At 27.2% G+C, this 14773-nt stretch carries 17 protein-coding genes; all 17 read left to right on the top strand.

The window, feature by feature from the left end:
• Positions 1-8: 8 nt before the first annotated feature.
• The 17 genes from lon to AC1XWJ_RS01590 all read left to right on the top strand — a co-directional run bounded on the left by lon (position 9) and on the right by AC1XWJ_RS01590 (position 14761).
• Positions 9-2312, top strand: coding sequence for an endopeptidase La (lon, locus tag AC1XWJ_RS01670; RefSeq protein ID WP_483334109.1), 2304 nt, complete (start codon positions 9-11; stop codon positions 2310-2312).
• A 1-nt stretch (position 2313) separates the two neighbouring features.
• Positions 2314-2904, top strand: coding sequence for a ribosome biogenesis GTP-binding protein YihA/YsxC (gene yihA, locus AC1XWJ_RS01665; RefSeq protein ID WP_483334107.1), 591 nt, complete (start codon positions 2314-2316; stop codon positions 2902-2904).
• Between the two features lie 174 nt (positions 2905-3078).
• Positions 3079-4365 carry an asparagine--tRNA ligase gene (gene asnS, locus AC1XWJ_RS01660; RefSeq protein WP_483334105.1) on the top strand — a complete coding sequence of 429 codons (1287 nt, stop codon included), beginning with the start codon at positions 3079-3081 and terminating at the stop codon, positions 4363-4365.
• 2 nt (positions 4366-4367) lie between these two features.
• Positions 4368-4898, top strand: coding sequence for a DnaD domain protein (locus AC1XWJ_RS01655; RefSeq protein WP_483334103.1), 531 nt, complete (start codon positions 4368-4370; stop codon positions 4896-4898).
• Positions 4882-5529, top strand: a complete 648-nt coding sequence (nth, locus tag AC1XWJ_RS01650; RefSeq protein ID WP_483334102.1) for an endonuclease III — start codon at positions 4882-4884, stop codon at positions 5527-5529. Before AC1XWJ_RS01655 ends, nth begins: the two co-directional genes overlap by 17 nt.
• Position 5530: 1 nt before the next feature.
• Entirely contained in the window at positions 5531-5980 is a 450-nt protein-coding gene (lspA, locus tag AC1XWJ_RS01645; RefSeq protein WP_483334100.1) for a signal peptidase II, read from the top strand.
• 154 nt (positions 5981-6134) lie between these two features.
• Positions 6135-6458 carry a YlxM family DNA-binding protein gene (gene ylxM / locus AC1XWJ_RS01640; RefSeq protein ID WP_483334098.1) on the top strand — a complete coding sequence of 108 codons (324 nt, stop codon included), beginning with the start codon at positions 6135-6137 and terminating at the stop codon, positions 6456-6458.
• Positions 6459-6468: 10 nt separating this feature from the next.
• Complete coding sequence (ffh, locus tag AC1XWJ_RS01635) at positions 6469-7824, top strand: signal recognition particle protein (protein ID WP_483334097.1); 1356 nt, start codon at positions 6469-6471, stop codon at positions 7822-7824.
• 6 nt (positions 7825-7830) lie between these two features.
• Positions 7831-8307 (top strand): tRNA (uridine(34)/cytosine(34)/5-carboxymethylaminomethyluridine(34)-2'-O)-methyltransferase TrmL, encoded by a 477-nt coding sequence (gene trmL, locus AC1XWJ_RS01630; protein ID WP_483334096.1) that lies wholly within the window; start codon positions 7831-7833, stop codon positions 8305-8307.
• A 219-nt stretch (positions 8308-8526) separates the two neighbouring features.
• On the top strand, positions 8527-9135 hold the full coding sequence (locus AC1XWJ_RS01625; RefSeq protein ID WP_483334095.1) for a glutathione S-transferase family protein: 609 nt from the start codon (positions 8527-8529) through the stop codon (positions 9133-9135).
• A 166-nt stretch (positions 9136-9301) separates the two neighbouring features.
• Entirely contained in the window at positions 9302-9748 is a 447-nt protein-coding gene (locus tag AC1XWJ_RS01620; RefSeq protein WP_483334094.1) for an NUDIX domain-containing protein, read from the top strand.
• 57 nt (positions 9749-9805) lie between these two features.
• Positions 9806-10126, top strand: a complete 321-nt coding sequence (locus AC1XWJ_RS01615) for a TfoX/Sxy family protein (RefSeq protein ID WP_483334093.1) — start codon at positions 9806-9808, stop codon at positions 10124-10126.
• 161 nt (positions 10127-10287) lie between these two features.
• Positions 10288-11118 carry an energy-coupling factor transporter ATPase gene (locus AC1XWJ_RS01610; protein ID WP_483334091.1) on the top strand — a complete coding sequence of 277 codons (831 nt, stop codon included), beginning with the start codon at positions 10288-10290 and terminating at the stop codon, positions 11116-11118.
• A complete protein-coding gene (locus AC1XWJ_RS01605) occupies positions 11094-11978 on the top strand; it encodes an ATP-binding cassette domain-containing protein (protein ID WP_483334089.1) in 885 nt (294 codons plus the stop codon). Before AC1XWJ_RS01610 ends, AC1XWJ_RS01605 begins: the two co-directional genes overlap by 25 nt.
• Positions 11971-12756 carry an energy-coupling factor transporter transmembrane component T family protein gene (locus AC1XWJ_RS01600; protein WP_483334088.1) on the top strand — a complete coding sequence of 262 codons (786 nt, stop codon included), beginning with the start codon at positions 11971-11973 and terminating at the stop codon, positions 12754-12756. Before AC1XWJ_RS01605 ends, AC1XWJ_RS01600 begins: the two co-directional genes overlap by 8 nt.
• A gap of 14 nt (positions 12757-12770) precedes the next feature.
• Positions 12771-13796: an L-threonylcarbamoyladenylate synthase gene (locus tag AC1XWJ_RS01595; protein ID WP_483334087.1), complete on the top strand. Its 1026-nt coding sequence runs from the start codon at positions 12771-12773 to the stop codon at positions 13794-13796.
• Positions 13797-13813: 17 nt separating this feature from the next.
• Positions 13814-14761: a glycosyltransferase family 2 protein gene (locus tag AC1XWJ_RS01590; protein WP_483334085.1), complete on the top strand. Its 948-nt coding sequence runs from the start codon at positions 13814-13816 to the stop codon at positions 14759-14761.
• Positions 14762-14773 lie beyond the last annotated feature (12 nt).

Genomic DNA, 14773 nt, shown 5'->3' with positions numbered 1-14773 from the left:
GAATTATTTTGGATAAATACTATTTATTGGAACATAAAGAATTTCTTGTCCCAGGGCACAGTTATATTTTGGAAGTTTATGATAAAAATTTTTTAAAAATATTTAAAAATCTCAACAAGGATAAAAAAATTAATGTTTTTATTACTAGTAATAGAGAACCACTAGATAATTTTAATGAAAATTCTAATGACGATGATTTTTTTGACGAGCAAGGATTCAATAAATACTTTGGAATGTATGGGAATATCACTTTTGATAAAAAAAGCAAACTTTTTACTTATAACTGTGAGGGTATAGCAGAAATAAAAAGTGGTGTTTATAAAAATGATATAGTTGAATATTTGGATATAGAAAAGTCACAATTTAGAAATACTGATTTTGATCAAGAAGAGACATTAAAAGAGTTAAAAGTTTTGTTCAAGAAGTTTCAAGAAATAAGTAAGATAGATATAGGATTTTATAATATAAATGATTTGAACAAATTTATTAATAAAAATTTGAAATACTTTCCGTTAGATGAATTAGCTATGAAAAAAGTTGCGTTCACTCTTGACTTAAAAAGAAAGGCTAAATTTGTTATAGACGCTATCCAAAAATTTTTGGGAACGGCAGAATACAAAAATAAAATAGATACTAAAGTAAGAATTAATATTGACAATCAACAAAAAGAATATTTTTTAAGAGAACAAATGCGTGTAGTTCAAGAAGAACTTAAAGAATTATCTCCAGAAGAAGATGATATAGCAGAACTTAAAAATAAAATTTTAGAATTAAAACTAAATTCAGCTGATGAAGATGTTTTATTAAAAGAATTATCAAGATTAGAAAAAACTCCTCCAATGGCTCCAGAACATGCAATAATAAGAAGTTACTTAGAAACAGTTATTTCTTTACCATGGAATGTATATACTAATGATCAAATTGATATTAAGAAATCTGAGAAGATATTGAATGCTGATCATTACGGACTTGATAAGATAAAAGAACGTATTTTGGAATTTTTGGCTGTAAAAAAATTACGTGCAGATATGAAATCCCCAATTTTATGTTTAGTAGGCCCTCCTGGAGTAGGTAAAAGTTCACTTGTTAAATCTATTGCAACTGCAATGAATAGAAATTTTGTTCGTATATCATTAGGTGGTGTAAGAGATGAAGCAGAGATAAGAGGTCATAGAAGAACATATGTAGGTGCATTACCGGGTAAATTAATTCAATCATTAAAAAAAGTTAAAAGTAAAAATCCTGTAATTTTATTGGATGAAATAGATAAAATGGCTTCAGATATAAAAGGAGATCCTGCTGCAGCTATGTTAGAAGTTATTGACCCTGAGCAAAATAATGAATTTGTTGATCATTACTTGGACATACCTTTTGATCTTTCTAATGTATTATTTGTTGCAACAGCAAACAATGTTTCACTTATTCCAGCACCTCTTAGAGATAGAATGGAAGTTATAGAATTAGGGTCATATACTGTGAAAGAAAAAGAGAATATTGCTTCTAAATATTTAGTAAAAAAACAGTTAAAAGAGAATGGTCTAACTGCAAAAAATTTATCATTTACTAAACAAGTAATTAATAAAATTATTAATGGTTATACATATGAAGCTGGTGTTAGAAATTTAGATAGAATAATAGGGAAAGTTTGTAGAAAAGCTGCACTTAAAGTTCTTAGTGGCGAAGAGAAAGTTAAGTTAAATGTAAGTAATATTACTGAATTTTTAGGACCAGCTAGATATGATTTAAAAGATAAAAATACTAGTCCTCAAATAGGAATTGTCAACGGATTAGCATATACTTCTGTTGGGGGTGATACGCTAGAAATAGAAACTAGTATCTCGGAAGGTAATGGAAAGATAATATTGACTGGTAAATTGGGAGAAGTTATGAAAGAATCAGCTCAAACAGCAATATCATACTTACGTACTAATGCAAAAAATTTAAAATTAGAAGACTTAGATTTTAGCAAAATTGATATTCATATTCATGTTCCAGAAGGAGCGGTACCTAAAGATGGCCCATCAGCTGGGATTACTATTACTACATCTCTTTATTCTAGCTTAGCAAAAAAATATGTTGATAATAATATTGCAATGACAGGAGAAATGACTCTACATGGAAAAGTATTGCCTATCGGGGGAGTTAAGGAGAAATTATTAAGCTCTGAAAGAATGGGAATAAAAAAAATTATTTTACCACTAAAAAACAAACCTGATCTTATAGACGTACCTAATGATATTTTAGAAAAATTAGATATTAATTTTGTCACTAATATTTCACAAGTTTTTGATATAGTTTTTAAAGAGGTTTAATATGGTAAAATTTAATGTAAATAATGTAGAACTAATGATTAGTGCTGTATCTAAGAGACAATATCCAGAACATAACATGCCAGAGATAGCTATGTGTGGACGTTCAAATGTAGGGAAATCATCTTTTATAAATACTATATTAAATAGAAAAAATTTTGCAAGAGTATCATCAAAACCCGGTAAAACAAGAACATTAAATTTTTTTAATGTAGATGATAAAGTTGCATTAGTTGATGTGCCGGGATATGGATATGCAAAACTATCGAAAAAAGAAAAAGAAAAATTGTATGATATGATTGTTGAATATTTTGTTAATAGCGAAAAATTAAGTTTTGTTCTTCATTTGATGGATAGTCGACACAAACCTTCAGAAGATGATATAATGATGAATGAATTTTTGAACTATTATGAAATCCCATTTATTATAGTATTAACTAAAGTGGATAAAATATCAAAGAATGATTTAGCTAAAAGTCAAAAAAAAATAAAAAGTGAATTAGATTTAACAAATAATATAGATATAATACCTTTTTCTTCAACAAAAAAATTAAATGTTAATAAAATTTTAGAAAGAATATATTCTATTTTATAAAAGTGAGAGTTTTTCTCACTTTTTTCTGGTTATAACAGAAAAAATTTATTCTTTGTATATTTTTTATTACTTTTATTTACACGAAAGAAATATTTAAAATAAACAGAATATATTGTAATTTAATTGATATTTTGCTATATTATAAATATCTAGTTTTTATAAGGAGATAAAAAAGTGAATATTAACAATTTAAAAGATAAAATTGGAGAACAAGTTACTTTAGGAGCATGGATTGCTAATAAGAGAAGTAGCGGAAAAATTGCATTTTTTCAATTAAGATATGGAGCAGGATTTATACAAGCAGTAGCACTAAAAGAGACTTTAGGAGAGGATAGATATCAAGAGTTACGTCATCTTACACAAGAAACTTCTATTAAAGTAACAGGGGTTATTAAAGAAAATGAAAGGGAACTTTCTGGAATAGAATTAGAAATCACTGATTTTGAAGTTATTAGTATAGCTACTGATTATCCTATTACTCCAAAAGAACATGGAGTAGAGTTTTTGGCAGATAACCGCCATCTGTGGATTCGTTCTAAAAAGCAACATGCTATACTTACTATAAGAAATCAAATAATTAAATCAACATATGATTTTTATGAACAAGAAGGTTTTTTAAAGCTAGATCCACCTATCTTAACGTCATCAGCTCCAGAAGGAACTACAGAGTTGTTCCATACACAATATTTTGATGAAGAAGCATATTTATCACAATCTGGTCAATTATATATGGAAGCTTGTGCAATGTCATTTGGGAAAGTGTATTCATTTGGTCCAACATTTAGGGCAGAAAAATCAAAAACTCGTCGTCATTTAATAGAGTTTTGGATGATAGAACCAGAGATGGCGTTTTGTAATCATAATCAAAGTTTAGATATTCAAGAGAAATACGTTAATTATTTAATAAATGATGTACTTAAAAAGAATATGACAGAGCTAAAAATATTAGGCAGAGATATAGAAGCATTAAAAGCAGCAACAGGAGAGTTTCCACGTATAAAATATAAAGATGCAATAAAATTATTAAAAGATAATGGATTTGATGATATAGAGTACGGACAAGATTTTGGATCTCCTCACGAAACATTTATTGCTAATAGCTATAATAAGCCTGTATTTATAACACACTGGCCAAAAGAAATAAAACCATTCTATATGAAAGAGGATCCTGAGGAAGCAGGAGTGGTTCTTTGTGCAGATTTAATTGCTCCAGAAGGATACGGGGAAATAATTGGTGGTTCGCAAAGAGAAGATGATTATGATACGCTATTAACAAATATTAAGGCTCACGACTTAAATATTGAGGCATATCAATGGTACCTTGACCTTAGAAAATATGGTTCTGTAGAACATTCTGGATTTGGATTAGGCTTAGAAAGAACAGTAGCTTGGATTACTGGAAATGGTCATGTTCGTGAAACTATTCCATTCCCAAGATTATTGAATAGGTTAACACCATAATTATGAAAAATCTTAAATTAGAAGGTCTTTATGTAAATAAAGACCTATTATTAAATTTTCACAATTACAATTTAACTGCATCAGAAATGATATTTTTATTGCAGATTAGTTATATATCAGAACAAGGTGAGCGTCAATTAGATACAAAACAGTTTGCTAAAGAATTGTCTATATCAGAAACTCAATTTCTAACAAGTTTACAAGATTTATATAACAAGAAAGCAATTAAAATTAGTTCTACAAAAAGATTAATATTTTTGATTTTGAATCAAGAGGATAAGTACTATAATTTAAAGGATTTATTAGTATTTACTGAAAAATGGTTAAATAGAATACTAACTCCTCAAGAGATTGATATTATTGCAACGTGGATAGATAGTAAATTTACAAAAAAAGATATTCAAGAGGCATATAATCTTTCTAAAGATATTAAAAATATAAATTATATAAATGCTATATTAAATAATAATACTAATTATTTAGATAATAGTATAAATGAGGATGATATTTTAAATTATGACTGGATTAAATGATATGCAAAAAGCTCAAAAAATTAAAGAATATTTAGACAAAAATTATCCGAATGTTCAAGCTGAATTAAATTTCTCTAATAATTTGGAGTTATTAATAGCAGTTTTGTTATCAGCACAGTGCAAAGATGAGTATGTAAATAGAGCGACAGAGGGCTTATTTCGAGATTTCAAAACTATTGATGATTATGCCGAAGCTAGTGCTAACGATATAGAAAAATATATAAGGTCATTAGGGTTATATAAAGCTAAATCAAGAAATATAAAGCTGCTAGCAGAAATGTTACGAGATGAGTATAATTATATTATACCCAAAACTAGCGAAGATTTAATAAAATTACCAGGTGTTGGAAGAAAAACTGCTAATGTTGTGATGTCTGTTGGATTTAATATACCTGCTATTGCAGTAGATACACATGTAGAACGAATTTCAAAACGCTTAGGTCTTGCTGAAGAAAAGGATAAGCCATTAGTAGTTGAGAAAAAGTTGATGTCTATTTTTCCAGAAAAAGATTGGTCAAAAATTCATCATCAATTAATTCATTTTGGACGTTATCAATGTAAGGCAAAAAAGCCTGAATGTCTAAATTGTGAATTAAAAGATATTTGTAAATATAATAAGCTAGGAGAATAATATGTTCTTAATTTTTCTTTTTGTAATTATTTTTATTGCAATAGATCAAATATCTAAATATTTTGTTGTTACAAAAATGACTTTAGGAGAAAGTATTACAGTAATAGATAATTTCTTCTTTATTACTTCGCATAGAAATAAAGGAGCTGCTTGGGGAATTTTACAAGATAGTAGATTATTTTTTATACTAGTTACTATTTTGTTTCTTATTGCAGTATTTATCTATATTTTCAAAATAAGACAGAATTTAAATAAATTTGATTGCGTTGTCTTTTCTTTAATAATAGGAGGAGCAATAGGTAATTTTATAGATAGATTAAAATCAGGAGAAGTTGTTGACTTTTTAGATTTTAATATTATAGGTTATAACTTTCCAATTTTTAATTTTGCAGATACTTTTATCTGTATAGGAGCGTTACTATTAGCGATAAAAATATATAGAGAAGATTAGTATTAAGAAGTAAAATTAAAATATACATGGATTTATCTAGTATATTTTAATTTTACTTCTTATTTCTTTATAAATGATGTGTTATTACATATACAAATTAATGACACTGTGGTAAAATATTAAAAAGGTATTTTTGTATTATATGGAGATAATAATGGAATTAGAAAAAATAATTAAAATATCACAACTATATGATTTTTATAGCGAGTTGTTAAGTAGTAAACAACGTTTGTATATAAAAAATTATTTTTTTGATGATCTATCACTAGCGGAAATTTCGGAAAATTATGGAATTTCTAAACAAGCTATATCAAATAGTATTAAAAGAACTATAAGTGAATTGGAGCAATTTGAAGAAAAATTAAATTTAATAAAAATGAGTAACGAAAGATTATTTTTACTTAATGAAATAAGAAAAATAAATGACAATAAAGATATTGATATTTTTGTAGAACAACTAATAAAATTAGAAGATTAGGAGAACACTTATGGCATTTGAAAACTTATCAGAAAGATTACAAAGCACAATTGCAAAAATAACAGGAAAAGGAAAAGTTACAGAATTTGATGTAAAAGAAATGATGAGAGAAGTAAGATTAGCACTGTTGGAAGCTGATGTTAACTTCAAGGTTGTAAAAGATTTTGTAAAAAGAATTAGTGAAAGAGCCGTTGGAAGTGAAGTTATGAAATCATTGACTCCAGCTCAGCAAATTGTTAAGATTGTTAATGAAGAATTAATAGAACTTTTAGGTGGAGAATCATCGGAATTAGCTCAAGGAAAAAAGATGACTACCGTTATGATGGTAGGATTGCAAGGAGCAGGGAAAACTACTACTGCAGGAAAGCTAGCATTAAAAGTAAAAAAATCAATGAAAAAAAGACCACTGTTAATTGCAGCAGATGTGTATAGGCCAGCAGCAGTGCAACAGTTACAAACGTTAGGGAAACAATTAGATATTCCAGTATTTTATGTAGATAAAGATCCTGTAGATATAGTAAAAGATGGACTAAAATATGCTGAAGAAAACTACTTGAACTATGTTATTATAGATACAGCAGGGCGTCTACACATTGACGAGTTACTAATGGAAGAGTTACAAAATATTAAAAAGACAACTAATCCTGATGAAATATTATTAGTTGTTGATTCAATGATAGGACAAGAAGCAGTAAATATAGCAACATCATTTAATGAACAATTAGATATTACAGGATTAGTCTTAACAAAATTAGATGGGGATACACGTGGTGGAGCAGCATTATCAATAAAATCTATTACCGATAAACCTATAAAGCTTGTTGGTATGGGAGAAAAAATGAACGATTTAGAATACTTCCATCCAGAAAGAATGGCATCTAGAATTTTAGGGATGGGAGATGTTCTAACATTAATAGAAAAAGCGCAATCTAGTATAGACGAAGATGAAGCAAAAAAAATGCAAGAAAAAATGCTAAATCAAACATTTACATTTGAGGACTTCCTGACACAATTAAATCAAATAAAAAAATTAGGATCGTTAAAAGATATACTAGGAATGATTCCAGGAATGGGTAAACAATTAAAAGGTTTAGATATGTCACAAATAGACGAGAAACAATTTACTTACATAGAAGCTATAATTCAATCTATGACCATAGAAGAGCGACAAAACCCAGATATTATTAATGTACCAAGAAGAAAAAGAATTGCTCAAGGTAGTGGAAGACCTATAAGCGAAGTCCACAAACTTATTAAACAATTTGAAGAGATGAGAAAAATGATGAAGCAATTTGGTGGTATGATGAATGATAAATCGAAAAGAAAGGGATTAGGAAGAATGTTTGGTGGAAAACTTCCTTTTTAGAGGTATATGAACAACATAGTACTTTTTCAACCAGAGATACCTGCTAACACAGGAAATATTGCTAGAACTTGTGTTGGTACAAATACTAGACTACATTTAATTATGCCTATAGGATTTTCTATTGATGATAAACATCTAAAAAGAGCTGGTTTAGACTATTGGGAGCATTTAGATTTAGTAATTTGGGATAGCTTAAATCATTTTTTGGAAAATACTGATAGTAAGAATTACTTTTTAATTACTAAATTTGGAGAAAAAGTTTATACTGATTTTGATTTTTCTAATGATAATAATGAAGAACTATATTTTATTTTTGGACGTGAAACAAAAGGTCTTCCAGAAGAGTTTAGAGAGAAGTACAAAAGTCAAACATTGAAAATACCTATGACGGATAAAGTACGTTCTCTCAATTTGTCTAATACTGCAGCTATGGTTATTTATGAAGCTCTAAGACAGCAAAATTTTAAAGGTTTAATTAACTAAAATTCAGATAATACCGAATTAAATTAAAGACCTACTAGCTAAACAATAAAAATTACTGATATTATATTAATAGATAGAGTAGGTTTTAATTAGTTTATATCAATGAAAATATTATAAATATTTTTTAAATAAAATTAATTAGAAGTACATTTTAAATTTCCAAAATTATAAAAATTATAATAAAATATTTCTAAGAATAAAAAAAGGAGTTATGGTTTTATGAAATTATATTATGCACCTGGAACGTGCGCACTAGCTTGTTGGATATCGTTAGAATGGTCTAATGTAGATTACACAGTAGAGAAAGTAAAATTGGGATCACCTGAATATCTAAAAATCAATCCTCTAGGAATGGTACCTGCATTAGATATTCCTAATTACAAAATTTTGACTCAAGCAAATGCAATATTGCAATATATAGCAGAATACAATAAAGATAATGATTTGGGAGCTGATGAAGGGATAAACGCGACTGCAGAATTTAATGAAATTATGGCATTTTTGACTGGAGATTTTCATCCAGCGTTTTGGCCAATGTTTATGCCTAATCGTTACACATTATCAAAAAATGGAGAAGAATTAGAAAAAGTATCACAAGCAGCATTTATAAGAATTGACAAAGTTATGACATTTTTAAATGGTTTAATAGGTGATACAAATCATGTTTACAAAAATAAAAAAACTGTAGCTGATGCTTATGCCTATGTTATGGCTAGATGGACTGTAAAAACTCCAAAACCGTGGACTGAATATCCAAATATTGCTCGTTTTATGAAAAATATGGAGAAAGATGAAGCAGTTCAAAAAGTTTTGGAACTTTCTAAATAAAATATAAAAATATGAAATAAAATTCAATCTATATTATTTAATTTATAATTATAGAACATAGATTGAATTTTATTATTTTTATATGATTAATCACAATATTCTTTATTATATTAACTATTTTTGATACAATTAATTCAGTATCGCATTATATAGGAGGTAAATACTAATGCTTGAAAATGTTGAATTTACAAATATGTGTATGATTTATGATGAAGACAGGGTAGTTGTTATCGAAAGAAAAAAGAAAGATTGGCCGGGCATTACTTTCCCAGGAGGACATGTAGAATTTGGAGAATCGTTTTCTGATAGTGTTATTCGTGAAGTAAAAGAAGAAACAGGATTGACAATTTACTCTCCTCAAATATGTGGAATAAAAAATTGTATGGAAGGTAATAGAAGATTTGTAGTTTTATTTTACAAAACAAATAAATTTGAAGGAGAACTAGTTTCTTCGAAAGAAGGACCTGTTTGGTGGGAAGATATAAAAAATTTACATAATTTAAAACTAGCTTTAGATATGAACGACATGATTCGTGTTTTTAATGAAGACGATTTAAGTGAATTTTTCTATTTTAAAGATGAAGATGATAATTGGACTTATGATTTGAAATAATTTTATCAAAATATCTTAGAATTAAATAAAAAATATGAGATGATTGGAAGTGAAAATATGGCATCAAGTAAACAGTATTTGGAATTTATTTTAGAACAATTATCTAATTTAGAAGAAATTACGTATCGTTCTATGATGGGAGAATATATTATTTATTATAGAGGAAAAATTGTAGGCGGTATTTATGATAATAGATTTCTTGTGAAGCCAACAAAGTCAGCAATTTCTTATATGTCGGAAGTGGCGTATGAGCAGCCATACGAAGGAGCAAAAGAAATGTTATTAGTAGATAATATAGAAGATAAACAATTTCTTGTAGGATTATTAACCGTAATGTATGAAGAACTTCCAGCGCCAAAAACTAAAAAGAAAAGATAATTAAATGTATACGATAGACAATATTTACTATCGTCTTTTTTTATAATGATAGAATAAGTAGTTAGAATTGGTAGTATCTTTAATTTATTAATATATATTTTATAGTTTTTAAATTTGATATATGTTATAATAAGACGGTATATTTAAGAGAGGAACTATTTATGCTAGAATTTCGAGATGTATTTTTTAAATACGATAATACTGAAGATTACATATTAAAAAATATTAATTTCAAAATTAATAGTGGGAAATGGCTTACTATATTAGGTAATAATGGTAGTGGTAAAACTACATTATTAAAGCTAATTTATGGACAACTACGACAAAATTCTGGAAGTATTTATTTTAACGACAAAGAAGTAAGTGATGATAATTTTTCTGATATTATTAATAATTTAGCAGTAGTTTTTCAAAATCCTGATAGTCAATTTGTAGGTAATACAGTTGAAGAAGATATTGCTTTCGGTCTTGAAAATAGAAATATTCCCCAAGATGAAATGGAAGAAATAATAACAGAGATGCTTACTATTGTAGATATGTCTGATTTAAGAAAAAAAGAACCTAAAGATTTATCTGGAGGACAAAAACAAAGAGTAGCTATAGCTTCGGCATTGGCTCTAAATCCTAAATTATTAATTTTAGATGAAGCTACTAGTATGCTAGATCCTAAAGCGAGGAAAGTGTTATTAGATTATATAAAAAAAGTTCAACTTGAAAAAAAATTTACAGTAATATCAATTACTCACAATGTAGAAGAACTGAAATATAGTGATAATATTATATTGCTTGATAAAGGAGAGATAATAGTAAACGATGAGTCTTCTAATATATATAATCTAACAGAATTATTAGCGCAGTATAATATAGAAATTCCCTTTTTAGAAAGATTAAAGATTGATATTAATAAAAATTTTAAAAAAAATATTTTTAGTGAAAAAGATAATAAGGAGGATATGGTCGAGAAGTTATGCAAGTTAATTTCGAAGAAGTAAATTTTATATATAATCCAGATACACCTTATGAAAACAAAGTTTTAAAAAATATTAATTTAGAAATAGATGAAGGAAGTTTTACTGCAATTATAGGAAAAACTGGAAGTGGTAAATCAACGTTGATAGAACATATTAATGGCTTATTAATAGCTAACAGTGGCTCTGTACAATTAGATAATTTAGTAATCGAAAATAAGAATAGTAGAAAAGAAAAAAAAATATTAGAAAATAATTTAGTAAAATTTCGTGAAAAAGTTGCCATGCTGTTTCAATTTTCAGAGCAACAACTTTTTGCAAATACTGTATTAGAAGATATTGTTTTTGCTCCTATAAATTATGGAGTATCTAGGGAAATTGCAGAAAAGAGAGTTAGTGACTTAATAGAACTAATAGGATTAAGAAAAGAGTATTTGATGAAATCTCCTTTTGAATTATCTGGTGGAGAAATGAGAAAAGTAGCACTTTGTGGAATTTTGGCACAAGAGCCAGATATTCTAGTTTTGGATGAACCTTTTATAGGACTGGATTTTAAAAGTAAAATTGAATTGATGAACCTTATAAAAAAAATATATGAAGAAAAAAAAATAACGGTTATATTTATAACTCATGATATGGAATCAGTTTTACACTATGCTACAGATATTGTAATAATGAAAGATGGAGAAGTTGTAGTTAAAACTAATAATAAAGAGGAATTTGTTAATACTCTTATAAGCGAAGATTATGATTTAACTTTACCAGAAATAATAAAATTCCAATATGATTTAAAATTAAATAATGTATCTTTATCAAAACTACACTATAATTATGATGATTTGTTGAAGGAGATTATGGATAGATTGGAGTATGTTGATGAATAATTCATTATTTAGTAAATATATATCTGCAGATACTCTTATTCATAATTTGGATCCTAGAGTTAAACTTATCGGTACAATTTTTTATTTAATAAATATTTTTATTGCTAATACTATTATAGAATTTGTAGTTTTATTTATATTTTTACTAATATTATGTTATTTAGTTATGATTAATTTAGGATATTTATTATCAGGGTTTAAATCAATATTAGTCATAATATTTTTTACATCACTAATTCATATTATATTTAATAAAACTGGAAGTGAAATATTTAGTATTTTGAATTTTAGTATATATAGCGGTGCAATATATAGTATTATTTTAATGTGTGCCAGATTTTTCTTAGTTATAGCTATAATGATTATATTTATGATAACTACATCTCCTACTGAGTTAATGGCTGCTGTAGAAAAAGGGTTATCGCCATTAAGTAGATTAGGTATTAACGTATCTACTTTTTCCTTGCTGTTATCAATTTCTGTTAGATTTATTCCTACTATTGGAGAAGAAACTAATAGAATTATAAATGCTCAAGTTTCAAGAGGTGCAAATTTACGTTCGGCAGGCATAATTGAAAAAATTAAAAATTTTATTCCTATTCTGATTCCTATATTTATTGCTACTTTGAAAAGAGCAGATGATTTGGCAACAGCTATGGAAGTAAGAGGATATAACCCTGATAAAAAAAGAACAAAATATAAAAAATTAAAGTATAGTAGATATGATTATTTAAGTTATGTAATAATAATAGTCTTAACATTATTTATTGTCATATAAATTTAGGAGTATAAATGAGTATAAAAACAGAAATAATAGAAATAAAAGCAAAAGATAATCAAATATTTGAACAGTTAAAAAAATATTATAAAGATGGAAAATTAATAGCTATTCCTACTGAAACTGTCTATGGATTAAGTGCTGATGCTACTAATGATATAGCTACAGAAAATATTTATAAAGCTAAAGGAAGACCTAGTGATAATCCGCTAATAGTCCATTTCGCTAGATTAGAGCAGCTAGAAAATATTGTTAGTTTTGAAAACAAAAATATAAAAAAATTAATAGATTCATTTTGGCCTGGCCCTATGACTATAATTTTGCCTATGATAAATAATAATAAAATATCAAAGAATGTTACAGCTGGATTGGATACTTTGGCAGTAAGAATGCCCAAAAATGAAATTGCTAGATTAATTTTGGAGAAAACTAATACTTTGTTAGCTGCTCCTAGTGCTAATACAAGTGGGAAACCGTCGCCAACAAAATTTGAACATGTTTATAATGACTTAAATAATAAAATAGATGTGATAATAAAATCAGATATATCTGAAATAGGGCTAGAAAGTACAGTAATAGATTGCACTAAATATCCTTTTGCTATAGTTCGTCCAGGAAGTATAACGAAAGAAGATATTGAGCAAGTATTAGGTAAAAATTCTGTTTATTATAATGAACAAGAGGATCCAACGAAAATTATTTCTCCTGGTATGAAGTATCGACACTATTCTCCGGAAGCTGATTTAATAATTTATACAGAAAGCGAAGATAGTTTATTAGAAAAACTAGAAAAATATGACTCAGAAGTTGGATTTATCACATATAAGAATATGAGTAACAAATTAAAAAATCTTAAAGTTAATATAAAATATTTAGCTGATAGTAAAGAAAACATTGAAGAATGTAATAAAAATTTGTATAATATTCTAAGGGAGTATGATAAGGAATGTGTGAAGAAAATATATATATTAAATATATTAGAAACAGATAAATCAAAAGCTCTTGTTAATAGATTAAAAAAAGCAAGTAGCAAACAATAATTATAAGAGGTTAATTTATGTCGAAAAAATTATATGTAGTTATACCTTGTTATAACGAAGAAGAAGTTTTATTTGAAACTGCAAAAAGAATAAAAGAAAAAATGAATAATATGAAAGATGACAATTTAATTTCAGATGATAGTAGGGTTGTCTTTGTAAATGACGGTTCAAAAGATAGAACTTGGGAAATGATAGAAGAACTTCATAATCAAGATGATATTTTTAGTGGTATAAATTTGAGTCGAAATAGAGGTCATCAAAATGCTCTTTTAGCGGGACTTATGACTGTTAAAGATTATTGTGACGTATCTATTTCCATGGATGCAGATTTACAAGATGATATTAACGCAATGGATAAAATGATAAAAAAATATTTATCGGGTAAAGACATTGTTTATGGAGTACGATCAGCTCGTACAACAGATACGTTCTTCAAGAGATTTACTGCTGAAGGATTTTATAAAGTGATGGAGAAGTTAGGAGCTAATACAGTTTTTAATCATGCTGATTACCGTCTTATGAGTAAGAGAGCATTGGAAGGATTAGCAGAATTTAAAGAAGTAAATTTATTTTTACGTGGCTTAGTACCTATGATAGGTTATCCAACAGATATTGTAACTTATGAAAGATCAGAAAGATTTGCTGGAGAAAGTAAATATCCTCTATCAAAAATGTTAGCTTTTGCGTTCGAAGGTATTACATCATTATCAGTTAAGTTAATAAGATTTATTACGCTTGCAGGCTTTTTAATGATTTTTGTATCAATTATATTCTTCATTTATAGTATAATGAGTTATTTATTTGGTAATGTAAGTAAGGGTTGGTCGAGCTTAATGATTTCATTATGGTTTATAGGTGGAATGATTATGATGTCGTTAGGTATTGTAGGAGAGTACATAGGAAAAATATATTTAGAGACAAAAGAAAGACCAAGATTCATTATCGAAAAGTTTTTAAATAAATAATTTTAGTAGGGT

This window comes from Gemelliphila sp. 1F1 (assembly GCF_056897515.1).
This window is presented reverse-complemented; position numbering and strand designations above follow the sequence as displayed.